Annotated in this window: 26 protein-coding genes; 16 read left to right on the top strand and 10 right to left on the bottom strand. The window is 70.3% G+C overall.

What is annotated here, in order from left to right:
• Positions 1 to 11 precede the first annotated feature (11 nt).
• Entirely contained in the window at positions 12 to 1,010 is a 999-nt protein-coding gene (locus tag ACFY5B_RS22605) for an anion permease (RefSeq protein ID WP_389971891.1), read from the bottom strand.
• Positions 1,011 to 1,149: 139 nt separating this feature from the next.
• On the opposite strand from ACFY5B_RS22605, the gene ACFY5B_RS22600 reads away from it, so the two are divergent.
• A complete protein-coding gene (locus tag ACFY5B_RS22600; protein ID WP_389971889.1) occupies positions 1,150 to 1,749 on the top strand; it encodes a DUF998 domain-containing protein in 600 nt (199 codons plus the stop codon).
• Positions 1,750 to 1,840: 91 nt separating this feature from the next.
• Positions 1,841 to 3,046, top strand: coding sequence for a glycoside hydrolase family 64 protein (locus ACFY5B_RS22595; RefSeq protein ID WP_389971887.1), 1,206 nt, complete (start codon positions 1,841 to 1,843; stop codon positions 3,044 to 3,046).
• A 244-nt stretch (positions 3,047 to 3,290) separates the two neighbouring features.
• Here the strand turns inward: ACFY5B_RS22595 and ACFY5B_RS22590 are convergent, their stop codons facing one another.
• Together ACFY5B_RS22590 and ACFY5B_RS22585 are read right to left on the bottom strand one after the other, a co-directional pair.
• Positions 3,291 to 3,713 carry a DUF6003 family protein gene (locus ACFY5B_RS22590; protein WP_389971885.1) on the bottom strand — a complete coding sequence of 141 codons (423 nt, stop codon included), beginning with the start codon at positions 3,711 to 3,713 and terminating at the stop codon, positions 3,291 to 3,293.
• A gap of 470 nt (positions 3,714 to 4,183) precedes the next feature.
• Positions 4,184 to 4,978, bottom strand: coding sequence for a restriction endonuclease (locus ACFY5B_RS22585; protein ID WP_389971883.1), 795 nt, complete (start codon positions 4,976 to 4,978; stop codon positions 4,184 to 4,186).
• A gap of 506 nt (positions 4,979 to 5,484) precedes the next feature.
• Here ACFY5B_RS22585 and ACFY5B_RS22580 point away from each other — a divergent pair.
• Entirely contained in the window at positions 5,485 to 5,700 is a 216-nt protein-coding gene (locus ACFY5B_RS22580; protein WP_389971881.1) for a hypothetical protein, read from the top strand.
• 78 nt (positions 5,701 to 5,778) lie between these two features.
• On the opposite strand, the gene ACFY5B_RS22575 is transcribed toward ACFY5B_RS22580, so the two are convergent.
• On the bottom strand, positions 5,779 to 6,306 hold the full coding sequence (locus ACFY5B_RS22575; RefSeq protein ID WP_389971879.1) for a DUF4232 domain-containing protein: 528 nt from the start codon (positions 6,304 to 6,306) through the stop codon (positions 5,779 to 5,781).
• Between the two features lie 236 nt (positions 6,307 to 6,542).
• Complete coding sequence (locus ACFY5B_RS22570; RefSeq protein ID WP_389971877.1) at positions 6,543 to 7,514, bottom strand: helix-turn-helix transcriptional regulator; 972 nt, start codon at positions 7,512 to 7,514, stop codon at positions 6,543 to 6,545.
• A gap of 136 nt (positions 7,515 to 7,650) precedes the next feature.
• Between ACFY5B_RS22570 and ACFY5B_RS22565 the strand changes: the two genes are divergently transcribed.
• The 3 genes from ACFY5B_RS22565 (at position 7,651) to ACFY5B_RS22555 (ending at position 9,129) form a co-directional block, all read left to right on the top strand.
• Positions 7,651 to 8,046 carry a RidA family protein gene (locus ACFY5B_RS22565; protein WP_389971875.1) on the top strand — a complete coding sequence of 132 codons (396 nt, stop codon included), beginning with the start codon at positions 7,651 to 7,653 and terminating at the stop codon, positions 8,044 to 8,046.
• 99 nt (positions 8,047 to 8,145) lie between these two features.
• Entirely contained in the window at positions 8,146 to 8,628 is a 483-nt protein-coding gene (locus ACFY5B_RS22560; RefSeq protein ID WP_389971873.1) for a DUF488 family protein, read from the top strand.
• A 153-nt stretch (positions 8,629 to 8,781) separates the two neighbouring features.
• Positions 8,782 to 9,129 (top strand): antibiotic biosynthesis monooxygenase family protein, encoded by a 348-nt coding sequence (locus ACFY5B_RS22555; protein WP_389971871.1) that lies wholly within the window; start codon positions 8,782 to 8,784, stop codon positions 9,127 to 9,129.
• A 60-nt stretch (positions 9,130 to 9,189) separates the two neighbouring features.
• Here ACFY5B_RS22555 and ACFY5B_RS22550 read toward each other — a convergent pair whose 3' ends face one another.
• Positions 9,190 to 9,588, bottom strand: coding sequence for a nuclear transport factor 2 family protein (locus ACFY5B_RS22550; RefSeq protein WP_389971869.1), 399 nt, complete (start codon positions 9,586 to 9,588; stop codon positions 9,190 to 9,192).
• A 103-nt stretch (positions 9,589 to 9,691) separates the two neighbouring features.
• Between ACFY5B_RS22550 and ACFY5B_RS22545 the strand changes: the two genes are divergently transcribed.
• The 3 genes from ACFY5B_RS22545 (at position 9,692) to ACFY5B_RS22535 (ending at position 11,761) form a co-directional block, all read left to right on the top strand.
• Positions 9,692 to 9,988, top strand: coding sequence for a hypothetical protein (locus ACFY5B_RS22545; protein WP_389971867.1), 297 nt, complete (start codon positions 9,692 to 9,694; stop codon positions 9,986 to 9,988).
• Between the two features lie 223 nt (positions 9,989 to 10,211).
• Positions 10,212 to 10,979 carry a class I SAM-dependent methyltransferase gene (locus ACFY5B_RS22540; RefSeq protein ID WP_389971865.1) on the top strand — a complete coding sequence of 256 codons (768 nt, stop codon included), beginning with the start codon at positions 10,212 to 10,214 and terminating at the stop codon, positions 10,977 to 10,979.
• A gap of 200 nt (positions 10,980 to 11,179) precedes the next feature.
• Positions 11,180 to 11,761, top strand: a complete 582-nt coding sequence (locus tag ACFY5B_RS22535; RefSeq protein ID WP_389971864.1) for a hypothetical protein — start codon at positions 11,180 to 11,182, stop codon at positions 11,759 to 11,761.
• A gap of 25 nt (positions 11,762 to 11,786) precedes the next feature.
• On the opposite strand, the gene ACFY5B_RS22530 is transcribed toward ACFY5B_RS22535, so the two are convergent.
• Positions 11,787 to 14,363, bottom strand: a complete 2,577-nt coding sequence (locus ACFY5B_RS22530) for a hypothetical protein (protein ID WP_389971862.1) — start codon at positions 14,361 to 14,363, stop codon at positions 11,787 to 11,789.
• 172 nt (positions 14,364 to 14,535) lie between these two features.
• On the opposite strand from ACFY5B_RS22530, the gene ACFY5B_RS22525 reads away from it, so the two are divergent.
• On the top strand, positions 14,536 to 14,829 hold the full coding sequence (locus ACFY5B_RS22525) for a hypothetical protein (protein ID WP_389971860.1): 294 nt from the start codon (positions 14,536 to 14,538) through the stop codon (positions 14,827 to 14,829).
• A 34-nt stretch (positions 14,830 to 14,863) separates the two neighbouring features.
• Here the strand turns inward: ACFY5B_RS22525 and ACFY5B_RS22520 are convergent, their stop codons facing one another.
• Entirely contained in the window at positions 14,864 to 15,439 is a 576-nt protein-coding gene (locus ACFY5B_RS22520) for a dihydrofolate reductase family protein (protein ID WP_389971858.1), read from the bottom strand.
• 279 nt (positions 15,440 to 15,718) lie between these two features.
• Here ACFY5B_RS22520 and ACFY5B_RS22515 point away from each other — a divergent pair, with 279 nt between their 5' ends.
• The 3 genes from ACFY5B_RS22515 to ACFY5B_RS22505 all read left to right on the top strand — a co-directional run bounded on the left by ACFY5B_RS22515 (position 15,719) and on the right by ACFY5B_RS22505 (position 18,218).
• The gene (locus ACFY5B_RS22515; protein ID WP_389971856.1) at positions 15,719 to 16,417 is read left to right on the top strand and encodes a Type 1 glutamine amidotransferase-like domain-containing protein; all 699 of its coding nucleotides are present in this window, start codon (positions 15,719 to 15,721) and stop codon (positions 16,415 to 16,417) included.
• An 86-nt stretch (positions 16,418 to 16,503) separates the two neighbouring features.
• A complete protein-coding gene (locus tag ACFY5B_RS22510; protein ID WP_389971854.1) occupies positions 16,504 to 17,265 on the top strand; it encodes a ZIP family metal transporter in 762 nt (253 codons plus the stop codon).
• Positions 17,266 to 17,363: 98 nt separating this feature from the next.
• Positions 17,364 to 18,218, top strand: coding sequence for an acyltransferase (locus tag ACFY5B_RS22505; protein WP_389971852.1), 855 nt, complete (start codon positions 17,364 to 17,366; stop codon positions 18,216 to 18,218).
• Between the two features lie 12 nt (positions 18,219 to 18,230).
• Here the strand turns inward: ACFY5B_RS22505 and ACFY5B_RS22500 are convergent, their stop codons facing one another.
• Entirely contained in the window at positions 18,231 to 19,115 is an 885-nt protein-coding gene (locus ACFY5B_RS22500) for an NAD(P)-dependent oxidoreductase (RefSeq protein ID WP_389971850.1), read from the bottom strand.
• 146 nt (positions 19,116 to 19,261) lie between these two features.
• On the opposite strand from ACFY5B_RS22500, the gene ACFY5B_RS22495 reads away from it, so the two are divergent.
• The gene (locus ACFY5B_RS22495) at positions 19,262 to 19,855 is read left to right on the top strand and encodes a TetR/AcrR family transcriptional regulator (protein WP_389972197.1); all 594 of its coding nucleotides are present in this window, start codon (positions 19,262 to 19,264) and stop codon (positions 19,853 to 19,855) included.
• Positions 19,856 to 19,942: 87 nt separating this feature from the next.
• On the opposite strand, the gene ACFY5B_RS22490 is transcribed toward ACFY5B_RS22495, so the two are convergent.
• Complete coding sequence (locus ACFY5B_RS22490) at positions 19,943 to 20,476, bottom strand: GNAT family N-acetyltransferase (RefSeq protein ID WP_389971848.1); 534 nt, start codon at positions 20,474 to 20,476, stop codon at positions 19,943 to 19,945.
• A 725-nt stretch (positions 20,477 to 21,201) separates the two neighbouring features.
• On the opposite strand from ACFY5B_RS22490, the gene ACFY5B_RS22485 reads away from it, so the two are divergent.
• Both ACFY5B_RS22485 and ACFY5B_RS22480 read left to right on the top strand, forming a co-directional pair.
• The gene (locus ACFY5B_RS22485) at positions 21,202 to 22,530 is read left to right on the top strand and encodes an MFS transporter (RefSeq protein ID WP_389971846.1); all 1,329 of its coding nucleotides are present in this window, start codon (positions 21,202 to 21,204) and stop codon (positions 22,528 to 22,530) included.
• Positions 22,531 to 22,652: 122 nt separating this feature from the next.
• Positions 22,653 to 24,734 carry a SpoIIE family protein phosphatase gene (locus ACFY5B_RS22480; RefSeq protein ID WP_389971844.1) on the top strand — a complete coding sequence of 694 codons (2,082 nt, stop codon included), beginning with the start codon at positions 22,653 to 22,655 and terminating at the stop codon, positions 24,732 to 24,734.
• Positions 24,735 to 24,864: the final 130 nt, after the last annotated feature.

Below are 24,864 nucleotides of genomic sequence, written 5' to 3'. Positions count from 1 at the left end.
TCCGGTTGTGATCACAGACCGGTGGCGGCGTGCAGGAGCAGATAGAGCGCCGCTGCCGGGATCCCCGCGCCGGGAAAGGTGAGGATCCAGGCGGTACCGATCGAACGGGCCACCTGCCAGCGTACGGCGGAGAAGCGCCGGGTGGCACCGGCGCCGAGAATGGCCGCGGTGATCGTCTGGGTGGTGGAGATCGGCGCCTTCACCAGGAACGCGGTCGTGTAGAGGACGGCCGCGGCAGCGGTCTCGGCGGCGAAACCGCGCGGCGGATCGAGGTGCACGATGCGCCGCCCCAGGGTGGTGATGATGCGACGCCCGCCGGTGTAGGTACCGGCCGCCATGGCGGCCGCCACGGCGGCGATCACCCACACCGGCACCGAGAAGTCGTCCTGCCAGCCGGCAGTGACCAGCGCCAGCACGATGACCCCCATGGTCTTCTGCGCGTCCTGCAACCCGTGGCCGAGCCCCATCGCGGCGGCCGAGACGGTCTGCGCCGCACGGAAGCGCCGCATGGTGCGCCGGGGTGCCGAACGCCGGAACACCCACAGGATGCCCGTGTGCAGGAAATACCCCAGCACCACGCCGACCAGCGGGGACAGCAGCATCGGCAGGACGACCTTGTCCAGGATGCCCGACCAGTGCACTGTCGCGGACGCGGCGAGAGCGGCACCGACCAGCCCGCCGATCAGGGCGTGCGAGGACGAGGTGGGCAGCCCGCGCCACCAGGTGAATACGTTCCACCCGATGGCGCCCAGGAGCGCGCACAGGACGAGCAGCAGCCCGGAGGTCGCCTCGGGCGCCCCGATGATGCCGCTGCCGACGGTCTGGGCGACCCCGGTTCCCAGGAAGGCGCCGCAGAAGTTCATCACCGCGGCCATGGCCAGCGCCACGCGGGGCGTCAGGGCCCTGGTGGAGATGGAGGTGGCGATCGCGTTCGCGGCGTCGTGGAAGCCGTTGGTGAAGTCGAACGTCAGACCCACGATGATGATCAACACCACGAGAGTGAGCTCCATGCCCGATCACCTTTCGACGCCCGGCCGCACGGTTCCATCGTGCGCTTCCGGGGCGGAGCGGGCTGTGCGACTACGCCACGTGAGGCGGCCCGCGGGACGGAACCCGGAGGACACGGGGGCCCGGCTTTACGGTGTTCCGATGCGATCTGTACCTACCTGGGCGCTGGTGTCGTCGGGGTGTGCCCCGGTCTTCCTGATCATGGGCTGGCTGTTGGCGGCATCGTTGCAGGGGCACCCGTACGATCCCGCCGCCCAGACGATCAGCGTCCTGGCGGCTCCCGGCAACTCGGGGTCCTGGGTGATGACGGCGGCGTTCGTCGCCCTCGGGTTCTGTCACCTGCTGACGGCCTGGGGTCTGCGCCCGGCCGCGACGGCCGGGCGGATGGCCCTGGCGGCCGGAGGTGTGTCGGCGCTCGCGGTGGCCGTGTTCCCGGCGCCGAGCAGCGGTGGTTCGCTGAGCCACGGTTCGGTCGCCGCCGTGGGCTTCGCCGTCCTGGCGGCCTGGCCCGTGCTGGCAGCCCGGGCCGGTACCGCCGTGCCGTGGGCCCTGCGCCCCTTTCCCTCCCTGGGGGCGACCGCCGTCATGGCGGCCGGCGCGGCCTGGTTCCTGATCGAGTTGCACCTCCATGGCGTGGCCGGCGTGGCCGAGCGCGCCGTGACGACCCTTCAGTCGGTCTGGCCCTTCGTGGTGGTCGTCTCCTGTCTGCGCGGGCCCCTGCGCGACGGGTGCCCGAGCTGACCGAGCGCACCGATGTGTTGACAGGTACGGACCAAAGCGCAACTCTGAGAGCGCTCTCAGATTCGGTCGACTGTCGAAACGGAGGCAGAGCGTGTTGCGAACTCTCAGGCGCCGGGCCGCGGCCGCGGGGCTGTCCCTCGCCACGGTCCTCGCCGGCTCACTGCTGGCGACCGGAACGGGTGCGCCGGCTCATGCCGCCGTCCCGGCGACGATCCCTCTGAAGATCACCAACAATTCGGCCCGCGGCGAGCGGTTGTACGTCTACAACCTCGGCACGGACCTCTCGACCGGACGGCAGGGCTGGGCCGACGCGGGCGGCACCTTCCACCCCTGGCCGGCCGGCGGCAACCCGCCGACTCCCGCCCCCGACGCCTCGATCCCGGGCCCGGCGGCAGGGCAGTCGACCACGATCCGCATGCCGAAGTTCTCCGGACGCGTGTACTTCTCCTACGGCCAGAAACTGGTCTTCAAGCTCACCACCGGAGGCCTGGTCCAGCCCGCCGTGCAGAATCCGACCGACCCCAACCGGAACATCCTGTTCAACTGGTCGGAGTACACACTCAACGACTCGGGCCTGTGGATCAACAGCACACAGGTCGACATGTTCTCCGCTCCCTACGCGGTGGGAGTGCAGAGAGCCGACGGCAGCACCGCGAGCACCGGACGGCTCAAGGCCGGCGGGTACAACGGCTTCTTCAACGCCCTCAGGGGGCAGCCCGGAGGCTGGGCCGATCTGATCCAGACCCGTCCGGACGGCACCGTACTGCGTGCCCTGTCGCCGCAGTACGGTCTGGAGACCGGCGCTCTGCCGGCCACGGTCATGGACGACTACATCAACCGCGTCTGGCAGAGGTACACCACCTCGACCCTGACGGTCACCCCGTTCGCCGACCGGCCCGGCATCAAGTACTACGGCCGGGTCTCCGGCGGCGTCATGAACTTCACCAACAGCGCCGGAGCGGTCGTCACCAGCTTTCAGAAGCCGGACGCCTCCTCCGTCTTCGGCTGCCACGGAAGGCTCGGCGCCCCGAACGACCAGGTGCGCGGACCGATTTCCCGCACGCTGTGCGCCGGATTCAACCGTTCCACCCTGCTGATCAACCCCAACCAGCCTGATACCGGCGCCACCGACTTCTACAAGGACGACGTCACCAATCACTACGCGCGCAAGATCCACGCGCAGATGGCGGACGGAAAGGCTTACGCCTTCGCCTTCGACGACGTCGGCCACCATGAATCGCTCGTCCACGACGGCAACCCCCGGCAGGCCTATCTCACGCTCGAACCCCTCGACTGACCCGCCTCCCCGTGCCGCTGGTGCCACGAACTGATCGTGGGGCCAGCGGCTTTACGCATGGGCCTGACCAAGGCCGTCGATAACGCGACCTCGCTCACCGAAGCCGCTGATCGGGTCCGTCCGCACTGCTGTGGTGGGGCTCACCATGTCTACGCTTCGGGCCACGCCGATCGGCCCCGCCGGACGGTTCTCGCCCGGCGGGGCCGAGGGAAGAGGGCGGGCGGGGCGGGAGGCCCGCGGTGTGTCACCTGCTCGCGGCGGTCACGGTCGCGGGGTCCACCCCGGTCAACTCGACGATGCGGTGCGGTGCCACACCGGCGGCGAGTGCCTTACCGATCAGGCCGTCCCGCCCGTCGGCGCAGTCACGGTAGGCGAGCAGCTCCTGCTCGACCCGGGCCAGCGGCTCCGGGACCATCTGGTGGCGCAGGCGGCTCAGCTCCTCCTCGCTCAGCGGGACGGGCAGCCGTTCCGCTCCCTCGGGCACGGCCGCCGTCTCCTCCGGCGGCAGCAGGCGCAGGTGGGGCGAGGTCGGCGTGCTTCCCTGGGCGTCGAGCCAGGCGCGGACGGCGGGAGTTTCCATGCACGCCAGTTCACCGACGGCGGCCGGTGACACACCGAGCTGCGCGGACGCGTCGTCAAGCAGGAACAGGTAGGCGTCGTCGGTCATCCTCGGCTCCTTCTCCACAGGGTGTTGAACGACATCCCATTACCCCGCCGGGCCCGGAATACCGCCGGATCACCAGGCACTCAATCGAGTGAGACGGCACGACGCCGGGTCTCGCTGGTGTGGAGGTCGATGTGCGAGGCCAGGGTGAGGGCGTCCCGGGGTTCGTCGGCGTGAACCTCGTCCCAGCTCAGAAACCCAGGGGCCGGCGCAGATATCGCCCCTCCGGCCTGCCGCACCCCTCCCGGGCACGATCAAGCGAATTGCCGACGAGCCGCACCGACCTCCGTGCGTGCGGACAAGGGGCCCGCCCAGCCCTCTCCGTGCGTGCGGACAAGGGGCCCGCCCAGCCCTCTCCGTGCGTGCGGACAAGGGCCCGCCCAGCCCTCTCCGTGCGTGCGGACAAGGGCCCGCCCAGCCCTCACCGTGCATGCGGACAAGGGGCCCTCCCAGCCCGCCAGTCCGCCCCCCGTTCAGATCCCGGCTCCGGCGGTCTCCCACCCTGCTTCCCCGCCTTCGAAGGTGGCGTCCCAGGGGCGCGGGCCGGTGCGGTCCGTCCACGCCTCCAAGGCATCCCGGTTCACGCACACGATGCCGCACTGCTCGGCGTACTCCACCGCCGGCGCAGTGAAGTCGCTCGTGCTGACCAGTACGGCGACATCGGCTTCGTGCACGGTGAAGCAGGTCCCGCCGAAGCGCTGCAGGTCCTGGGATCCGACCCGATGCGACTCGCCGTAGTGCTTGCACTGGACGACGACCCGGCGCCCGTCGGGTGTCACGGCCAGGACGTCGGCGCCCAAGTCCCCTGCGCCGCCGACCACCTCGACCTCGGTGCAGCCGTCGCGTTCGCAGAGTCCGGCGATCGCCTCCTCGAACTCCTCCGGCGTCAGGGCGTCGTAGTCGACGGCCACGGCCACGGTGTCGGCGTCGGCGCGAGCGGAGGCCGGCTCCCGCTGGGTGGGGACCACGGGAGTTTCCAGTACCTCGGCCGCTTCCCTGGCCGCCTCGTCGAGCGCTGTCGCGGCCCGGCGCGCCACCCCCCTCAAGCGCCAGCGGCGCCGCAGGCCCAGGCAGCCCGCCACAGCTATCGCGACCAGCACGAACACCCAGGCGGGACGCCGCTCGACGGCGCCCGCCGCCACGCGAGCGGCGAGTCCCAGGACGCTCACGATCACGGCGAGAAAAACGAAGAACAGGGCCGTCGACCGAAGATCGAACCTGTAACGGCGCCGCTTCACCAACGGCGTACGACGCAGAGGCGTTGTCACGACATCCCCCCTCATCGGAGCCCCCTCATGGAGCCGACAGCAAGATCACCCCCACCGTCTTCCCAAGATCACCACCTTCATGGGGGCACAGGCGTCGACACCGGCACCGCGGCACGCAACACCGCTGCAACAGAACACCGCGGCAAGAGCAAGAGAACGGGACAGCATGAACCGCCCGTGCGACGCCGGGGATCGCCGTGACAGGCCCGCAATCTCAAGCAGCGGGATAGGGTTGCCCGTATGGGAAACGCACGTTCGACCGGTCCGACGGGTTTCAGGTAGCCCGCCAGGAGACGCCTGGCGGTGGCTGCGATCGGAGCCCCGTGACACGCACCGCCCACCATCTGCCCCCTTCACTCGGCTCACCCGGCCGGAGTGGACACGACTTCCCGTCAGGAGCCCCCTGGCGTTCGGTGGTTCTCCACGGCCTGAGGTACAGCGCACGCAGCTTCACCGACGCGGCGCGAGAGTCCCGAAGGCCTCGACCTCGCCCCGTCCGTCGCACGGTGGAGGTCTACGCGTTCGCCCGGCGACGGAGGGACCGCTTCATCGCCGAGTGGTCCGCGCTGGAGGAACGCCGGGCGCGGCAGCGGCTGCGAGCCCAGGTGGGGACTCTGATGGGGTTGGTGCATGACTGCGTCGACGAACTCGCCCTCGACGCCGTGGACTCGGTGGACATCCCGCCGGCGCGTCATCGGCGCAGCGCGCTGTGGCACGCATAGCCACAGCCGCAGCGGGGCCGAAGACGCGCCGAACCCCCCGGCCGACGGTGTCTGTCTGCCGGGGAGTCCGGTGCGGCGTCAGTTCGCGAAGGGAACGGCGTCGGCGGGATCGGCGTGCCAGTTGGTGGCGACGGGCCGGTCGACCGTGGCGGTCTCCGGAAGGGTGAGGGTGACGGCGTTGGCCTCGTCACCGGCGACCGACAGGTGCAGGAAGTCGAACTGCTTGCCGTGATCGCCGTTCGTGGTCTTGGGGTTGATGCCGGCGTACGCGGCGGCGGAGCCGGACAGAGTGACCCGTTCGCTGACGCTGTGCTCGGCCGGCGCCACCTCGGTGTCCGCGGAGGAGCCGAAGGAGGCGGCGGGGAAGAGGCCTTCCAGGTAACAGGTGATGCCGGACTTGGCCTTGGCGGTGACGAGGAAGTAGCCGCCCGCCTGCGTCTTGAGGCTGACCTTGAAGCTCAGGTCCTTGGTTGCACAGGCCCGCACGGCGTTGCTGCGGTGGTCGGTCGTGGCCGCCGCCGTGGTGGTCGCGGTGGCGGTGACGGCCACCGCGGCGACCGCGGCCAGGGCGAGGCGGGTGGAGGGGGCGGCAAAGCGCGAACGCATCGAGATCTCCATGGTGCGAAGGTGTTGTCCAGCGGGCTGCTCGGACGGCCTCAGCCTGTGCCGTGTTTCGTCCCGTCTGCCACAACACGCGGTCGGTTCGGGACGCTGGAACACGGGAACGCGTGCTGACCAGCACGGACGCCGGCAGCCTGGAACGATGTACCGGGACGCGGAGGGCGTGTGGAAGCGGCCTTCCACCACCGAGCAGACCAAAAGCCGGCAGCCACCTGCACCTGTCAGAAGGGGTCTGCGTACTGGGTCGACATCGCGGCGGCCCGTTCGCGCAAAGAGGCGCGCAGCGCCACCGGGGCCAGGGCTTCCGCGTCCGTGCCGAGCTGCCACAGCGCCCACTCGGCGTGCCGCAGGTCCTCGAACGTCACCTCCAGCCGCAACCAGCCGTCGGCATCGCGTTCCGCGGCGCGCACGGCTACCGCACTGCTCAGCAGTTCCTCTCGCCGCGCCGGGAGCACCCGCACCCGTACGGCGATGTGATCAGTGGACAGAAACCGCGCACAGCGCTCCCGCCAGACCCGGTCCAGATCGACCTGACGGGGGCGCTGGGCCGGTTCGGGCAGCTCTTCGGCGGCCAGCACCCGCGACAGCCGGTAGGTGCGGTCCGCGCCGGATCTCGTGGCCAGCAGATAACCTCGGTCGCGTACGGTCACCAGGCCGATCGGATCCACCGTGCGCCACTGCGGCGTCCGGTCCGTGGCGGCGTAGTGGATGCGCAGTTTGTGCCCCGCGAGCACCGCGCGCCGGATCTCGGTCATCGTCCTGCCGGGCACGTCCTCCGCGACCAGCCGGCGTGAGAGCAGGTCGGTCTCCGGCTCGACGAGAAGGCGCCGGGCGGCGTCGTTCGCGGTGGCCCGATGGTTCTCGGGCAGTGCGTCAGCCACTTTGCGCAGCGCCGAATCGAGGGCCGGCCCGAGACCGAACGCCTGCTCGCCGCGCCCCGAGCCGGCGGTCAGTAGAGCAAGGGCCTCGTCGTGGTTCAGCCCGGTGAGCTCGGTCCGGAACCCGGGCAACAGCGCGAATCCGCCGCGCCGTCCGCGTTCGGCGTAGACCGGGACGCCGGCCGCGGACAACGCCTCGATGTCGCGCAGCACGGTACGGGTGGACACCTCCAACTCGCGGGCCAGGGTCTCGGCGGTCAACCGACCACGCTGACGCAGCAGCAGTACCAGCGATACCAGCCGATCGGCGCGCATTCGAGAACCGTATCGAATACATGACCGAGGGTGTCATGATTTTCCGGCAGGCTCATCAGCACCAAGTCGGAGAGGGCGGCTGCCGCCTCGACCGGCGCGCGTGATTTCCCGTGACGTGAACGGAGCTGATGTGGAAGTGGAACGAACAGCGGTCAACCCGGTGACGTGGTCGATGGCGATGGGGTTCAACCAGGGCGAGATCGTCTCAGGCCACACCCGGACCCTCTACTGCTCCGGACAGACCGCGATGAGCGGCGACGGCACGCCCCGCCATGACGGTGACATGGCCGCACAGCTGGCGCTGAGCCTCGACAACGTGGAAGCCGTGCTCGGCGAGGCCGGCATGTCCCTCGCGAACCTTGTCCGGCTCAACGTCTACACCACCGACGTCGATCTGCTGCTCCCGCACTACGGCGTGCTGGCGTCGCGGCTGGGCGCCGCCGGAGTGGCACCGACCACCACGCTGCTCGGAGTGACACGGTTGGCCGTCCCGGGCCAGATGGTCGAACTCGAGGGGACCGCCGTCGCGTGACGCGCCCTCGCCGCCTCGCTGCTCGTGCCGGACGTACCGGCACGAGCGGCAGGCAGACGGGTGGTGGGTGATGTCCGATGCTCAGAACGGTGACATCCGATGCTCAGAGTGGTGACGATCGGCGTCTACGGCTTCGACGGCGAGTCCTTCCTGCAACGGCTGCGGCAGGCCGACGTCCGTCTTCTGCTCGACGTCCGTCAGCGCCGCGGCGTCCGCGGACCCGAGTACGCCTGGGCGAACTCCCTTCGGCTTCAGGCGGCCCTCGCCCGCGCCCGGATCGCCTACGAGCACCACCCCGAGCTCGCCCCGACCACCGAACTCCGCCGGCTTCAGTACGCCGAGGACGACCGCCGAGGGGTCGGCAAGCGCTCGCGCCACGAGCTCGCCGCCGAGTACAGCCGCCGCTACACCACCGAGATCCTCGACCGCGCCGACCTCACGCCGATCGTGTCGGCGCTGCCGGGAAGCGGAACGGCAGCGCTCTTCTGTGTCGAGCGCGACCCCGGGGCATGTCACCGCTCGTTGATCGCCCAGCGGTTGGCCGAGCGGCACGGCGTCACGATCGAGCACCTTCGCCCGTGAAGGGCCAGGTCACGACTCCCCGGTGACACTGCCGTGAAGATCGCTGGGCGGCCGCCGATCGCGACGGTCCGGAAACGGTCGGCAGGCTGGGGTGCAGGCGGGGGCGCGAGATCTTTGAGGCGATGCCGCCATGCCGTCTGCTGGAGGACCTACGTGACCGATCCCGCGCCCGCTTCGCTGCCCGCCCCGCCCTACTACGCCGAGGTGTTCACCGCAGTGCGAATCCCCGGCGACAACGGCTATGCGGAGGCGGACGAGCGGCTGATGAAACTGGCCGCCGACCAGCTCGGGTTCCTCGGCGTCGATTCCGCACGCGGTGCGAACGGCCTGGGGATCACGGTGTCGTACTGGAGGGACGAGAGCTCGATCGCCGCTTGGCGGGAACACGCAGAGCACACACTGGCCCGTGCGCGCGGCCGCGAGCAGTGGTACGCATCGTTCTCGCTCCATGTGGCAAAGGTCGAGCGGGCCTACGGCTTCACCCGCCCGGCGGACGTGTGAGGGGCGCCGCGCCTCCCGGCCCGCCGACAGCGCGGGGTGTGAAAGCCGCACTGGGCACGGTCACTCGCTCACCGTGTCGCCATGACGGTGGGCCACCCTCCACTCGCCGTCTTCACGGCGGTACACCTGGGTGGCCCGCAACGTGTAGGTACGTGGTTCTCCGTCGACGGAGGCGGAGGTGTGCTCGAGGCCGGCCGTGTAGGCCATGTCTCCTGAGACGTCGTACGCCTGCAACTCGAACAGGTACGACGTGCAGTCGGAAAAGCTCCTCCCGAGGGTCGTGAAGAGGCTGTCCAGCTCCTCTTGCCCGTGGGCGTCGCGCCACGCACCCAGGACACTCACAGGCTCGTGGCGCGACCAGAGCGCGCGGCGGGGAGCCGCATCTCCGTTGTGCAGTGCAAGCTCCGCCTCGTACAGGGCGGTCCTGACCCACTCCAGGAATTCGTCACGATCGGGCATACGCTCATCATGGCCCCGGCGCGCGAGATGCCCCCGCATTCGACCCGTGGCACGCGGTGGCTCCACGGACCGCGTTGTCAGTGGCGGCTGAGAGGCTGAACGGATGAACGGCGACGAGCAACTGCTGCGCGGCCGGGTCTACGGCCACGACCACGACGACCCCGATCCGGGCCCCCGCTCCGGGCGGACCTACGCCCAGCTCATCGGAGGGCCGCTGGACGGGCTGCTCCTGGACGTCACGGGTTGGACGCCGGACGAGATCGGCACCGGGGCCGCCCTGCCCACCGAGCTCGGGCAGTTCCCCGGCGGCCGCGCGCTGTACGACCCCGGCCCCGGCGCACCGAACGCACCGGGCCCCGGAGTGACGTGCCGCTTCCACTACCGCGGGGACGCTCCTTGACCGCTCCCGGCCACGGCGGGCCGACAGGCCGGTGCGCCTCCGTCCGAGGGGTGCCTCCCGCGGTCCACCGGGCGAGGGCGGGACGAGGCCGGTGGACCGTGACCGCAGGCTGGACGAGCGTGGACCACCACACGCAACGCACCTGAAGCCTGGACCGCCGGCCTTGGTCCAGACTGTGCAAAAGACCATCACCGGCGGTGCGGCTCGTGTCAGGATGCCCGGCATGTCTGATCGTGCGTTGAGCTTCGGAGTGGCGGCGGAAGCATACGAACGGTTCAGGCCGGAGTATCCCGTGGAGCTGTTCGACATGGTGATGGGGTACGCGGGCCATCCGGTCCGGACCGCCCTCGAGATCGGCGCCGGGACCGGCAAAGCGACCCGGCTCTTCGCCCGGCGGGGGGTCGTGGTCACCGCGACGGAGCCCGACGGGTCCATGCTCGCCGAGCTGCGCAAGCACGTACCGGCCACCGTCGGGACGCTGCAGGCCGCGTTCGAGGACCTGCGACCGGGCGAGCGGTACGGGCTGGTCTACGCCGCCGCCGCGCTGCACTGGACGAACCCCGAGGGCCGGTGGTCACGCATCGCCGCGCTGCTGGAGCCGGGTGGTGTGTTCGCCTCGTTCGGCGGCCCGTTCCGGCTGGCCGACCCGGCCGTGGAGGAAGCCGTTCGCGCGGCGAGGGCACCGTTCCTGGAGAGCGACGAGATACCGTCGCCCGACGGTACGCCTCCGGAACAAGAGATGCAGTGGCCGGGTACCGAGCTGCAGCGGTCCCAGTGGTTCAGCGACACCCGGCAGTCCACGATCGAACGGCGCTTGACGACGAGCGCGCGCGACTACATCGGGCACCTCTCCACCATCTCTGCCTATCTCGTCCTGCCGGCCTCGGAGCAAGAGCAGGTGTTCAGCCGGATCATGCGGGTTCTTCCGGAGCGCGTCGAGATGACCGCCGACATCACCGTCCATCTCGCGCGTCGGCGCTCCGAGGATTGATCACGACCGCGGATCGCCGGGGTTCGCCGGCACACCGGGGACCGAGCCTGCGACCTTCGTGACAAGAGCCCTTCCCCGTCTCCGGGTGCACGCACTGCTACGGCGCGGAGGACCTGGCCGAACTCTCCGGGCCCTCAACCCGATATCCGTCGACGTGAACCTCATCGCCGTCTCAGCAGGCACACTTGATGTGAACATGGATGCTCGCGGGAGGCATGCTGGTGTGCACGGTGGATCACGAGGCCGCGGCGGTGGCCGCGACAGCGGCTCTGACGGCGGCCTACCCACATCTGACGCGAGAGGCTGCTCCGCATCCGGCGCTGCAAGGATGCGAGGACGTGGAGTGGTCGTCCATTCCCGGCTGCCCGGTCGACGTCCCGGTCGTCCTGCGCGGGCTGCTCGATGCGGATGCGGCCGAGATGGCCGAACGAGCACTGGACTGGCTCGTGATGTCAGGACCGATGTCCATCAGTGCCACGATGCCGGCGGTCGTCCCGTACCTGCTGCGGCTGGCCGCCGACCCATCGACTCCGCGCCGCAACGAGCTGTTCGGACTCGTGCTCGTGGCCGCCGCCCTGTCCGCACCGACCGATCCGGACAGCCGGTGGGACATGGCGGTCGGCGGCCTTGAGGAGGACCATCCTGAACGGGCCCTGTGCCGCGCGGCATTTGTCGCCGACGCGGTATGGGTGCGGCGTCTCCTGGCCGACGGTGAACTGCTGGCCGACCTTCGGCTGGGCGAGGACGAACGGGCCTGGCTGACCCAGGCGGCTGGACTGTGAAGCACGGACCAACCCGAGCAGGCCGTCAGCCCGGCCCCTGCCGCGAGGTCTCCACAAGGGAGGCGATCGTGGCGTGCCATCGCTCATCGGCCGTCGCGGGGTCCTCCGTGGCGGTGACCCGCAAGGGCTCGTAACGGGGGGAGTAGCCGGCGAACACGAAGAAGCGATCGACCACGCGTGAGTTGATACTCCAGGGGGTGTCCCGCGACAGCCATGTCTCATGGAGCTCATCGAGGTAGGCGCGGTCGCCCTGGCAGAGGCCGAACAGCGTTCTGCTCGTCCATTCGCGCCAACCGCGAAGACCCGAGGCGGTCCGGATGACGCTGTCCGTCTGGGCGATGACGTCCTGGGCCGCGGCGGTGTCGCCCGCCTGCCAGATCAATTTGGCGGCGAGGGCGGTGCGCATGGTGAGTGTTTCGCCGTACCGGTCGGCCTCGGAGAGAACGGCATCGCATTCGTCCACCGTGCTGCGGCCCATCAGAGTCCTGCGCCACAGGACCGTGGCGTCGTTGTCCAGCGCCAGCTGGTGCTTGCCCTGCTCACGGAGGTAGGCGCCGCGGGTCACCGGCCCGACGACGGATTCGTCCAGGAGGCCACGAACGTAGGCCAGGTCGCTCTCGATGCGCACTGCCGCGGTGGGATCGACCAGGGGGTAGTCGGACAGGTGCAGGTGCAGGGCGGCGAAGTCACCCTTGGCCTGCAGCCCGCGCGCGACCTGGTAGCGCAAGAACTGCGACTGCGGGTTCTCGGCCAGCAGACCCTTCAACAACCGCAGGGATGGGTCGAAGGCGGAGCGGTTCCTGTGCAGATAGGCCAGCCGGAGCTCCGCACGGGCTCGGACATCGGCCCGCAGGGGTCTCGTGAGGAACTCTTCCAGGCAGGCGATCCGCCGTAGCCCGGCTCTGCCGTGACGCCACGCGTCGAACATGCCGGACAGCTGCCCCATCCAGGTTTCCTGCGCAGGAGGCGGCAGTCGTTCGGCGGTCCGGGCGAAACCCGGCAGGTCCGTGAGGGCGTCGGCCAGCCAGGGCGCGATCAGATCGTGCTCCGCACACAGGCCGGCTGCGAGTTCCAGTACGTCCAGCCGTCGGTTGCTGTCTCCCAGCAGCGCCCTGCTGCGCCGTCCCAGGGCGTCCACGAGTCGCCGGGCCATGGCCGTACGGTCGTCGGGAGCCCAGGCTCCCGGCTCGGTGACCGGCTCGTGGGCGATGGCCGCGCGGACCGCGTCGTGCAACCGGTAGGGGAACAGCGGGTGGTCGTCCCGGGTGACCAGCGTGCGCCCGCAGAATCGGTGCGTGTCCCCGAGCAGTCCGTCCGTGGCCTGGTTGATGAGATCCTCGTCGAAGCGGGGGACGAGGCTGGCGGCACGGGCGATTTCGCGTTCCCGCTCGGGGAGGTTGGCGAAGACCCGGGTGGCGAGTTCCGGTAGGGGGCCGCCGAAAGCCGCCGCCGTGAGCGGATCTCCGTGCCCGGACCGGGCGATGGACAGGGACAGGCTGAGGTACAGAGGGAGGCCGTGTGCCCCGCTGCGGATACGGGCGATGACATCGGGGGACAGCTCGGGGTTGCCCGCCGTGCCCGACGCGGTGCGCAGGTACTGCTCGACATCGGAGTCGGAGAGCTTGCCCACGAGATGCTGACGGGGGTCCTCCTGCGTCTCCAGCCGCAGACCCGGCCAGGTCTGCGGCCCTGTCGCCGGGAGGAGCTGGTTGAGATGAGGGGAATCCCAGTCCAGCCGGTTGCGGGAGGTGACCACCCACAGCACGCCCGGCGTGAGATGCACGATGCGGTTGAACAGACGTTCCTGGGTGCGGTCGTCGCCCTGGACGTACTCGGCGGCGTCGGCGAAGGCCACGGCGACGGGCCGCCTGTCGGCGGCAAGGTTCTCCAGGTCCCACGACAACAGCCCGGCGAGCGTCGCCGCGACATAGTCCGACGGGTCCTGCTGTGTCTGGTTCACGATGTGGACGAGCGGCTCGCACCTGCGCAGGGTGCGGTTGCGGAGCCGGTTTTCCCGTACCGCCTCCACGATGCGGATCCCGGTGCGGACCGTCAGAGGGCCGAGCCCGAAGCTCGCCCCGGCATCACTGAGCGTCTCATTGAGGGTGTCGGTGATCTGCCCCCGCACGTCGAATCCGCCGGCCGACACGTCGGGCAGTGCTGTCCCCGGGCGCGCCAGCGACCACCAGGCGGCCAGACCGAGGTCGAAGGCGGGAAAACGACGTCCCCGGGCGGCGACCGCCGCGCGCAGACGCAGCACGATGTCCACCGCGTTGACGGCCCGGCTCCCGTGGAAGTCGATCCGCACCGAGTGCAGAGGGCCCTCAGGCGGAACGTTCCCCGACCACTCCCCGGGATCGGGCAGCTCGTCCCGCGCCCACGACTCCAGGCGCCGGGACAGCTCCGTCTTTCCGATGCCGCCGACGCCGTAGAAGGACATGACGTTCCGGCGAGCGGCATGACTCAAGATCGCGGAGCCGGAGCGGACGCGTTCGCCGTGCACACGAAGTGCCGTGGCGAAGGCCGTGTACTCGTCGACCCGGTTGGTGAACAACTCGGTCGCGGAGTACCGAGGTTCGAAGATTCGGTCAAATTCGCTCACAGGCCCCCGGCCCCCCTGGCCGGACGCCCCGGCCCCTCCATGGCAACCCTTAACTATGACCCACCCGCCAACAGGTCAGGAGACTTTCGATCCGATCCGAGCTCGATGCCGCCCTGGGGGGGCGTATGACCGAAGGCTGATAGGCGGCGCGGATCGGGGTACCTGCGTCGGCATGGCTTCGGAAACTGATCACGCTGAGTCCGTACGAGCCCTGCGGCAGCTGCGCCGGATGCGCACCTTCTACACCGGGGGAGCCGTCCTGTGGGCCGCTTCGGCCGCAACGGTGGGGTGGGCCGACCCGGGAAGCAGGCAGATGTGGGTGTCGGTGGCGCTCCTGGTGGTGTTCGCCTCGTTGCTGGCCATGACATCCCTGTGGCTGAGGCGGCAGGAGGCCGACCAGAAGGACGAGCCCGTACACCACGCCGCTCCGCGCAGGACGGCGTGGCGTCGCCACGCCAACGCCTGAGGCAGGCCGCCGGGGGCTACCGCCGCACGAGGCGTCAATGCAGCGTGGGGCGGTAGACGAGCTCCTGGATGTGACCGTCGAGCGTCCGGTGCTCCACCAGCTCCAGGTCGAAGTCCGCCGCATCCCGGAAGACCGGGTCCAGCCCGGTCCGACCGGTGATGACGGGGAAGAGCGTCACCTGCAAGCGGTCGACCAGGCCGGCGGCCATCAGCGCCCGGTTCATCGACAGGCTGCCGTGCGAACGCAGCGGCACATCGGACTCCTCCTTCAGCCGGGCGACGACGTCGACGGCATCACCGTTCGCGACGGTCGCGTCCGGCCAGTCGAGGGGGCCTTCGAGCGTCCTCGACACCACGGTCGTCGGCAGGTTCCTCATCCGCGTCACCCAGGGGTCTCGCACGTCGGACCCCTCGGTGCTCGTGGCCAGCATCTGCACGAAGGCCCGATAGGTGTTGGCCCCGTAGACCATCCGCTGCTCCTCGCTGTACTGGGCGAGGCGGTGGTCGAGCAGCTCGGGTCCTTGCTTGCCCCAGTAGCCGGTCCAGTTGGCGCCGGCGGCGCCGTAGCCGTCGAGGCTGGAGAAGACGTCGAAGGTGTAGGTGGCGGCCATGTCGATCTCCTTGTGAGCGGTTGACCGGTGTGAGCAGGAACCGGTGATCTCTTTCTCCGTCTGTTGTGCGGCGACCGTTGCACCCATGGACCCGGCGCGCTCGCAGAACTCATCGCCACGACCACCACACGTGGTCTCGAATCCCTCGAACGGCGGAAGACACAGGGCGGGCGGCAATCCGGTTGCCGACGGTCCTCGTCCCACGGCACTGTGCGCGTAACTCGTATCGCAGCACCCACCCTTCGGGAGGCACTGGTGGTGGTCACGACAGTTCGTCGGGTGGCTCTCCTCGGGGGAGGCTTTTCGACGGACGAGGACGGCCTGCTGGACGACTGGCTGCTCGACAACGCGAGGGGTGACCGCCCCAAGGTGTGCTTCGTCCCCACGGCCAGCGGCGACGCGCCCGCGTACATCGATCAGTTCTGGCGGGCGTTCGAGCCGCGCGACTGCGAGCCCTCCGTCCTGCCGCTGTTCCGGCGAGAACTGGACGACGATTCTCTGCGGACGTCTCTGCTCAGCCAGGACGTCGTCTACGTCGGGGGAGGCAACACCGCAAACCTGCTGGCGGTGTGGCGCGCGCACGGAGTCGACCGGATACTGCGCGACGCCTATGACCGCGGAACGCTGCTGTGCGGAATCAGTGCCGGTGCCAACTGCTGGGCCGAGGGCTCGCACACCGACTCCTTCGGCCCGCTGACATTCCTGCGGGACGGACTGGGCCTCCTGCCGGGTTCGGTATGCCCGCACTACGACAGCGAACCAGGGCGCCGCACGGGTTACCGGGAGGCAGTGGCTGCCGGGATGCTGCCCCCCGGGTGGGCGGTCGAGGACGGGGTGGGGGCCCTGTTCCTCGACGGACGTCTCGAGGAAGCGGTCAGTACGACACCGAGTGCCCGCCTGTACAGGGTGGAGGCAGATGGAGGCGACGGGTCCGGTGAGCGGGCGCTACCGTGCCGGCTCCTCACCGGATCCGGCTGACGCGTAGCGGAGATGTGTATCTGCTCGACCGAGGGATCGGCTCGGCCACAAGGTGCCGATCACACTCTCGTGGGTACACGCGCGGCATGTCCGAGGTGATTCAAGCAGGTGGTTGGGGGTTGCTGGCAGGAAGTGCTCTCCTGCTGGGAGCGGCGATCGGCTACGGGATGCGCGTGTCGCAGAAGGTCATCGCACTGGTGATGGCCTTCGGCGCCGGCGTGCTTCTCTCGGCCGTCTCCTTCGAACTGGTCGGCGAGGCCTACGAACAGGGCGGGATGGGCCCGGCGGCTGTGGGGACTCTGGCCGGAGCGGCGGCCTACACGGGGGGCAATCTCTGGCTGGCGGGCCGAGGCGCTCGCCATCGCAAGCGGTCGGGCCATCACACGGACCAGACGCAGCCGTCCGAGGAGCAGCAGAGCGGCTCGGGCCTGGCCCTGGCGCTGGGCGCACTGCTGGACGGAGTGCCCGAGTCGGCGGTGATCGGCGTCAGCCTGCTCGACGGTGGGGCAGTCAGCCTCGTGACCGTCGCGGCCGTGTTCATCAGCAACATCCCGGAAGGTCTGTCCAGCTCGGCCGGAATGAAGAAGGCCGGACGCGGCAAGGGATACGTCTTCGCCGTGTGGGGCGCCATCGCGGTCGCGAGCACCGTGTCCGCCGTCCTCGGCTACGCCGTCCTGGGAGGCTTCTCGTCCACGGTGATCGCAGGGGTGACGGCCGTGGCCGCAGGTGCGATCCTGGCCATGATCGCCGACACGATGATCCCCGAGGCGTTCCGGGAGGCTCAGCTGGCGATCGGGCTGGTCACGGTCAGCGGCTTCCTGGTCTCCTTCGCCCTGTCCCACGCCTGACGTCACCCCCTCGAACGACTCGCGTGTGCGGGTATGGTCCTCGACGGCCTTCCCCGCCACCATGGGTGCCACGGACGCGAGTCGGGGGAGGACGCGGCATGGCGGCGCCCACGGAATCACCGTCCGGATCGTCGGAGCGGCGGCCGGAGCTGGACGCGATACGCATGCTGGTGGTGATCGGACTGATCTTCTTCCACTCGGCACTGATGTTCGCGACCGAGGGCGACTTCTACGTCACGAACTCCGAGACCACGGAAGTCGTCACCGTCATCGCCGGGTTCGGTGTGGTCTGGGCGATGCCGCTGCTGTTCCTGATCTCCGGCCTGGGGGCCTGGCACGTGCTCCTGCTGACGTTCTCCCTCATGCTGGCCCCTCTCCCTCGCCGGCTGCCGCACGAGTCTGCCCGACGCGCCGTGGATCGCGTGGCGGCCGCGACGCTGCACCGGCGGGGCGTGCTGCTGGTCCCGGCCCTCCTCTTCGCCGCTGTCTGCGCCTTCGTCGGCATGGAGGAGGACTATGCGGGCTGGCACCGTTGGTCGTACCTGCTCTTCTTCGCCGCCGGCTTTCTCCTGGCCGCCGACGACCGCTTCCGTACCGCCATGCGGCGTGAGGCGCGCCCGGCGGCCTGCCTCGGCGTGCTGCTGTTCATCTCGGCTGCTGCCGGCTTCACCACAGCAGACGACCCCTTCACGCAGACGACCCCGGTGACGTCAGCGGATCGGACCCGGCGTCAGCACGTCTACGGCTACCTCGCCGCCGCCGTACTGCCGCTCTACGTTCTTCACCAGCCGATCGTCGTCGCCGTCGCCCATGTCGTCGTGGGTTGGTCCGCGCCGATCGCGGTCGAGTACGTGGTGCTGGTGGCGATGTCCCTCGCCCTGACCCTGCTCGCCTACGAACTTCTGGTGCGCCGGCTGCGCGTGACACGTTTCCTGTTCGGGATGCGGACCTGAATCGACGTTCGCTCAGCAGCGTCGCCCTTTCGCGGTCCGGGCCTCCAAGGCGCGCAGGACGGCCACCATGTCCTCGTCACCATGGCCCTGCCGGACGGTCTCGTCGTACAGGGCGTGACACACGTCAAGGAGCGGTGACGTCAGGTCTGCCGTGCGGGCGGCCTCGGCGATCAGGCGGTTGTTCTTCAGGACGTCCGCGGCGGCCGCTTGCACGGAGAAGTCACGCTCCAGCAACTTCGGTGCCTTGCCCCTGGAGACGGCACTGGCCATGGGCCCGGCGTCCAGGACGTCCCGGAGGAGACGCTGGTCGAGCCCGTGCCGCTCGGCGAAATGGAACGCCTCGGCAAGCCCCGTGACCAGGGTGATCAGGAACAGGTTCACCGAGAATTTCAGCAGCAGCGCGCCCGGGACGGCTCCGCATGCGAACGTCTCACGGCACATCGGAGTGAGCAGGGGCCGTACGGTCGCCAAGGCGTCGTCGTCGCCCGCCAGCATCCCCACGAGTTCGCCACGCTCGGCGGGGACACGGCTGCCGGAGACCGGGGCCTCGACGTAACGCCCGCCCGCGGCCCGGATGTCTTCCTGGAGGCCGTGGGAGTACGTAGCCGAGGTCGTGCCCATGTGGACGACGGCGTGGCCGGCGACGCGCCGGGCGAAGTCCGGTGTGCCACGCCCCAGCACCACGTCCACGGCCTCCTCGTCGGCCAGCATGAGGAACACGTTCGCCGCCCGGTGGAAGACCTCGGCAGTGTCCGCCGCCACCTCGGCGCCGGCGGCGCGCAGCACTTCACATCGCTCGGCAGTGCGGTTCCAGACCACCAGACGTGTCCCGGCCCGGGCGAGGTTCAGCGCCATGGGCTGCCCCATGACCCCCAGACCGATGAAACCGACGTACATGACGTACCGCCTTCCCGGGCCGGCGCGGGGTCGAGCCGCCACCCCCGGCCCTCGACTATGACGACGGTCATAGTAGCCCTGGTTATGACCGCGGTCATAGACTGATGGCCCGGGAACGAGGCGCGAGCGAACGGATGGAGGCCGAGATGGCGAAGGCCGAACGGGGACCGCGTGAGCGGATGGTCTTCAGCGCGGCCCAGCTCATTCGCCGCGACGGCGTCCACTCCACCGGTATGCGCGAGGTCGCCGTCGACGCCGCAGCACCACGCGGATCCCTCCAGCACTACTTCCCCGGCGGCAAGACGCAGCTGGTCGACGAGGCGGTGGGCTGGGCAGGCGGATACGCGGCGGGCCGTATCGCCCGTTTCCTGGCCTCGTTGCCCGAGCCGACGCCGAGCGGACTCTTCGCCGCGATGGTGCGTCAGTGGACCGACGAGTACGAGACAGCCGGCTTCGCCGGCGGATGCCCGGTGGCGGCCGCCACGGTGGACTGCGCGGAGTCGGTCCCCTCCACGCGGACGGCCGCGTCCGCGGCTTTCGCGACGTGGACCGGGGCGGTCGCCGAGGCCCTGACCGAGATGGGTGTGCCCGCGGAACGGGCCGGCGCACTGGCCACGCTCATGATCAGCAGCCTGGAGGGGGCGATCCTGCTCGCCCGCGCCGAGCAGGACGTCCAGGCCCTGACGACCGTGGCCCGGGAACTGGGCCCTCTGCTCGACGCGGCCGTGCGGGCCCGCTGACGGCCGACACCCGTTCACATATGGCTCCGTCGGAACCGGCTGTGTGCCCGGTCGCCGACGACCCGGGCCGGGGACCGGCCGCGGGTGCTATCCCTGGTACTGCGTGAGGTCGATGCCGTACACCGCGAGGTCGTGATCGTGGTCCGGATGCCGCGCGACTCCCTCCGTCTGCATGCCGAGCTTGTCGAGTACGTTCGCGGAAGCTCTGTCGCCCGTGCGGCAGACGGCCACCACCCGGTCGAGGCCGCGGTCCTGCACGGCGAACTCCAGGGTGGCGTGCGCCGCTTCGGAGGCGTATCCCTGGCCCCAGAACACCCGCCCGAGTCGCCAGCTGATCGCGACCCTGCCGGAGATCTCGGCCGGCGAGTCAGCCACCGAGAGGCCGACGGCGCCCGCCAGCTCACCGGATCCCAGGAGCTCGACGGCGAACATCCCGAAGCCTTCCTCGTCCCACTCCTCCTCCCAGGCCTCGATGTCCTCGGCGGTCTGTTCCAGGGAGCGCGGCGAGCCGTCGCCGATGCGTTGCATCACCACCGGATCGGCGTGGATCTCGGACAGGGGGACGAGGTCGTCGTCGAGCCATCGGCGCAGCAGGAGACGGGGTGTGCGGATCTCGGTCATGGCCTACATCCTGCCGACGCGGCAGGGGGAGCGCGAATCAGGGACCGCCTTCAACTCATGCCACGCCGCGGCTTCGTCCGCCCCTCTCAACCGGGCTTGGCCACGCCGCGGCTTCGTCCGCCCCTCTCAACCGGCCTTGGCCACGCCGCGGCTTCGTCCGCTCCTCTCATCCGGCCCTGGCCGGTTCCGCCCCACCGGGCGGTGCGACCATGCCCGCCACCGCGAGGAGCAGCACCGTCGCCGCGATGACGAGCAGCGCTCGCCCCGTGCCCCAGCGGCACCAGCAACAGCGTGCCGAGCACACCGCCGGTGAAGATTCCGCCCACGGTGGCTGTCCAGCGCGTCCTGGCCACGCGCTGCTTCGCCGTCATCCAGTGTGAATCAGCCCCGACGGCCGGGCACCGGGCCCCGTCCGGGACACGCGACCGATGGCTACGGGCGGGCTACCGGCCGGTGCCGTCCAGCCCCTGCCACCACGGCGAAGGTCGCCGCCTTCTGCGCCGGCCCTCTGCCGGTTAGGGTGTGGGCGCAGCCGGTCACTCACGAGGAGCTGAGACATGGTCGGTTTCCCGAGCGCGCGTTGACGTCGTAGACCGTATGACGGCCTGTCATCGCGTGCTGCCTTTGATGTTGCGGCACAGCGAGCCTTCTCCCGCCCGAACCGCCGAGGAGCCTGTTCCCGGGCCCGGTGGCGGGCCTCGTTGTCGGCAACACAAAGGATTCCCATGCCGTCGGCTGCATCCGGTTCCGCTCGACCCGCTCCGTCCGGTCTGTGGCGGGACGCCGACTTCCGCAGACTCTGGTGGGGGCAGACAGCGTCCCAAGTCGGCGAGCACGCAACCCTGGTGATCCTGCCGCTCCTTGCCGTCCTGACGCTGGACGCCGGTGCCGGCCGGCTGGGCGTCCTCCGCGCGGTGGGGCAGGCGCCGATCCTGTTGCTCTCGCTGTTCGTCGGTGCGTGGGTCGACCGATGGCGTACCCGCACGACGATGGTGCTCGCCGACGCCGGCCGGGCCCTGGCTCTGGGCGCTGTCGCCCTGGCCGCCCTCGTCGGCGGGCTCGGAATGCCAGGCCTGCTCACGCTCACCTTCACCGTCGGGGCCCTGTCCGTGTTCTTCGACGTGGCGTACCAGGCGTCTCTCGTGCGACTGGTGGAACGCGATCAACTGGTGCGGGGCAACGGCGCGCTCGAGGGCAGCCGGTCCGCGGCCCAGATCGGCGGTCCGGCTCTGGGGGGTGCGCTGGTGTCCCTGCTGTCGGCGCCCCTTGCCGCCGCCTCCGGTGCGCTGTTCTTCGCGTTGTCGTTCCTGTCGATCCGGCGCATCCGCCGAGCCGAATCGATGCCGGCGCGTCAGGAGAAGCCCCCGCGGGTCTGGCGGCGCATCCATGAGGGCCTGCGTTTCGTCGTCGGCGACACCTTCCTCAGAGCCGTTTGCCTGGCCTCGGCAGCGTTCCAGTTCTCCTTCGCGGCCATGATGACCGTCTACCTCTTGTTCCTGCCCCGGGAACTGCACCTGCCGGCCACCGTCGTGGGGCTGGCGCTCGCGGCGGCGGGGCCGGGCGCGCTCCTGGGCTCGCTGCTGGCCGCCCGACTGCCGGGCCGGTTCGGTCATGGCACGGTGGTCATGTGTGCGGCGGCCCTCGGCGACGGCGTGTTCCTGTGCGTGCCCGCCCTGGACGGCTCCTCTGCCGTCACGGTTCCCGTGCTCCTCGCCGTGGGCTTCGTGTTCGGGCTGGGCGGCCAGCTGGTGAACGTCACGCTCATGGCTGTCCGGCAGGCCGTCACCCCGGTCGGGATGCAGGGCCGCGCAGCGGCGACGATCACGTGTGCGGGCATGGGGCTGACCCCGATCGGGTCCCTGGCCGGCGGGTTCCTCGCGGGGGAGTGGGGGCTGCGTACCGGCCTGTTGGTGACCGCCGCAGGCATGATGCTGTCGCCCGTGGTCATGGCCCTGTCCCCGCTCGCACGCCTGGGGCGGCGGCTCCCCACTCCGCACGACGGGCTGCCGATCTCCTCGGTCGAAGCCGAGACCTGTGGAAGGCTGGACGGGTAAGAACCGACCTGCGAGCCGGACCCGGATCGTGAACGGCTGCCGACCAGTGACCGGCCGCCGTGAGCATCTGCTCGGGCAGACGGGTGCGCCGGTGGGGTCGACAGGCCTGAAGGGCGAATGTGATGAGCCGAGCGAACCAGTCTTCGGAGCGGGCGGGTGATCCGCCGGATCCGGCATCCGACCCGAGCGGGCTGATGGACCTGCTGGGTGTCGCCGCGGTGCTGGTGGAGGCCGGCGGCCGGATCGACATGTGGAGTCCGCAGGCCGAGGAACTGTTCGGCTACACCGGTGACGAAGCGGTCGGGCAGTACGCGTCCGCCCTGCTGCTGCATCCCGAACACCGGGAAGCGGGGATGGGGCTGTTCGCCGAGGTGATGGCGACCGGCCGGGGCTGGGCCGGGCCGTTTCCCGTCCGGCTCAAGGACGGCAGTACGCGGACGGTTGAGTTCCGCAACATGCGGCTGACGGACAACCTCGGCGATCACTACGCGCTCGGGCTCGCCACCGACCGGGCCACGGTGCGGCAGGTGGAACGCAAGGTGGCCCTCTCCAGCCAACTGGTCACGCAGGCGCCGATCGGACTGTCCGTCCTGGACACCGAGTTGCGGTACGTGGCGGTCAACGGCGCCCTGGCCTCGATGCACGGCGTCCCCGAGGCCGACCACGTGGGCCGCCACTTCCGGGAGATCCTGCCCGGCGCGCCCTTCACGACCGCTGAGAACCAGATGCGGGAGGTCCTGGAGACCGGCATGCCCCTGGTGGACGAGCAGGTGGTGGGCCGGACCCGGGCCGACCCGGACCACGACCACGCCTGGGCCGTGTCGCTCTACCGGCTGGAGGACCAGAGCGGGCACGTGCTGGGGATCGCCAACGTGGTGGTGGACGTGACCGACCGGTACGAGGCAGCCAGGCAGGCCGACCGGGCCCAGCAGCGCCTGCGCCTGATGGCCGACGGCTCGGCGCGCATCGGGACCACCCTGGAGGTGGAGCGGACCGCCCAGGAACTGGCGGACGTCCTGGTGCCCGACCTGGCCGACATGATCGCGGTGGACATCCTGGACTCCGTCCTGCGGACGGGCCGCCCGGACCGTGGGGACGGCCCGGCGCTGTTCCGGGCGCTGGCGGTGAAGACCGCCTACCCCACCGGGGCCTCCGAGGCGATCATCGCGCCCGGCCACCTCACCACCTACCACGCGGACCATCCGGCGGCCCACTGCCTGCGCACCCGCAAACCGCTGCTGATCACCCACCTCGACAGCGGCGACCTCGGCCGTATCGCGGCCGACGACGCCGCGGCCGGACTGCTGGCCCAGGCCGGTGTCCACACCGACATGGCCGTCCCCCTCATCGCCCGCGGACAGATCATCGGCGTGATGGGCCTGGCCCGGGCGCGCAACCCGCAGCCCTTCGGCGAGGACGATCTCACCCTCGCCTGCGAGCTGGCCTCCTCCGCCGCGCTGAGCATCGACAACGCCGTCCTGCACCAGCACATCCGCAGCGCCGCCGAAACCCTGCAGCGCAGCCTGCTGCCCCGCCCCTCGCCACGCCGCCCCGGCCTGGAGATCGCCGCCCGGTACCGGCCCGCACAGGCCTTCAGCGAGGTCGGCGGCGACTGGTACGACATCATCCCGCTCAGCGGCGACCGAACCGCTCTGGCCGTGGGCGACGTCATGGGCAGCGGTATCCCGGCGGCCACCGCCATGGGCCGGTTGCGCACCGCGACCTCCACCCTCGCCGACCTCGACCTCGCGCCGAGCCGCATCCTCACCCATCTCGACAAGATCACACAGGGGCTGGACCCCTACATCGCCACGTGCGTGTACGCCGTCCACGATCCGCACGCCGGCCGCTTGCAGGTGGCCTGTGCGGGCCACCTGCCCCCGGTCCTGGTGCGGGCCGGCCGGCCCCCCGAACTGCTCGACCTGCCCACCGGGACCCCGCTGGGAGTGGGCAGCGGTCCTTTCGAGACCTCCACCGTCGACATGAACCCCGGTGATCAACTCGTCCTGTACACCGACGGACTGGTCGAGACCCGGGACGACCCCATCGACAGGCGTCTGGACGAGCTCCTGCGTCTGCTGTCCCCGCCGTGCCGGTCCGCCGAGGAGACCTGCGACCGGTTGCTCCGGGAACTGCGCAAGCCCGCCGACCATGACGATGTCGCGCTGCTCATCGCTCATGCACGGCCACTGACCTCGGTTTGAGCAGGGGACGGGTCCCCGTCGCCCCGCCCCCGGGTGCTCGAGCACTCGCTGATATGTGCGAAGCGGCCCCCGGTGTTATTCAATGAGGTGTGCGGTCAGGGACTCGGGGCCCCACCGCACGGGTCCGGAC

Origin of the sequence: Streptomyces sp. NPDC013187, from assembly GCF_042899705.1 — a bacterium.
Lineage (GTDB): Bacteria > Actinomycetota > Actinomycetes > Streptomycetales > Streptomycetaceae > Streptomyces > Streptomyces hawaiiensis_A.
This window is presented reverse-complemented; position numbering and strand designations above follow the sequence as displayed.

Bases quoted from the DNA above. Each gene is read 5' to 3' on its own strand.
- ACFY5B_RS22495 (WP_389972197.1), top strand. From the start codon at position 19,262: ATGGCGAAGGCCGAACGGGGACCGCGTGAGCGGATGGTCTTCAGCGCG.
- ACFY5B_RS22550 (WP_389971869.1), bottom strand. From the start codon at position 9,588: ATGCCCGATCGTGACGAATTCCTGGAGTGGGTCAGGACCGCCCTGTAC.
- ACFY5B_RS22570 (WP_389971877.1), bottom strand. From the start codon at position 7,514: ATGCGCGCCGATCGGCTGGTATCGCTGGTACTGCTGCTGCGTCAGCGT.
- ACFY5B_RS22605 (WP_389971891.1), bottom strand. From the start codon at position 1,010: ATGGAGCTCACTCTCGTGGTGTTGATCATCATCGTGGGTCTGACGTTC.
- ACFY5B_RS22535 (WP_389971864.1), top strand. From the start codon at position 11,180: ATGCTCGCGGGAGGCATGCTGGTGTGCACGGTGGATCACGAGGCCGCG.
- ACFY5B_RS22485 (WP_389971846.1), top strand. From the start codon at position 21,202: ATGCCGTCGGCTGCATCCGGTTCCGCTCGACCCGCTCCGTCCGGTCTG.
- ACFY5B_RS22540 (WP_389971865.1), top strand. From the start codon at position 10,212: ATGTCTGATCGTGCGTTGAGCTTCGGAGTGGCGGCGGAAGCATACGAA.
- ACFY5B_RS22490 (WP_389971848.1), bottom strand. From the start codon at position 20,476: ATGACCGAGATCCGCACACCCCGTCTCCTGCTGCGCCGATGGCTCGAC.
- ACFY5B_RS22510 (WP_389971854.1), top strand. From the start codon at position 16,504: ATGTCCGAGGTGATTCAAGCAGGTGGTTGGGGGTTGCTGGCAGGAAGT.
- ACFY5B_RS22505 (WP_389971852.1), top strand. From the start codon at position 17,364: ATGGCGGCGCCCACGGAATCACCGTCCGGATCGTCGGAGCGGCGGCCG.
- ACFY5B_RS22600 (WP_389971889.1), top strand. From the start codon at position 1,150: ATGCGATCTGTACCTACCTGGGCGCTGGTGTCGTCGGGGTGTGCCCCG.
- ACFY5B_RS22500 (WP_389971850.1), bottom strand. From the start codon at position 19,115: ATGTACGTCGGTTTCATCGGTCTGGGGGTCATGGGGCAGCCCATGGCG.
- ACFY5B_RS22575 (WP_389971879.1), bottom strand. From the start codon at position 6,306: ATGCGTTCGCGCTTTGCCGCCCCCTCCACCCGCCTCGCCCTGGCCGCG.
- ACFY5B_RS22590 (WP_389971885.1), bottom strand. From the start codon at position 3,713: ATGACCGACGACGCCTACCTGTTCCTGCTTGACGACGCGTCCGCGCAG.
- ACFY5B_RS22520 (WP_389971858.1), bottom strand. From the start codon at position 15,439: ATGGCCGCCACCTACACCTTCGACGTCTTCTCCAGCCTCGACGGCTAC.
- ACFY5B_RS22525 (WP_389971860.1), top strand. From the start codon at position 14,536: ATGGCTTCGGAAACTGATCACGCTGAGTCCGTACGAGCCCTGCGGCAG.
- ACFY5B_RS22560 (WP_389971873.1), top strand. From the start codon at position 8,146: ATGCTCAGAGTGGTGACGATCGGCGTCTACGGCTTCGACGGCGAGTCC.
- ACFY5B_RS22545 (WP_389971867.1), top strand. From the start codon at position 9,692: ATGAACGGCGACGAGCAACTGCTGCGCGGCCGGGTCTACGGCCACGAC.
- ACFY5B_RS22480 (WP_389971844.1), top strand. From the start codon at position 22,653: ATGAGCCGAGCGAACCAGTCTTCGGAGCGGGCGGGTGATCCGCCGGAT.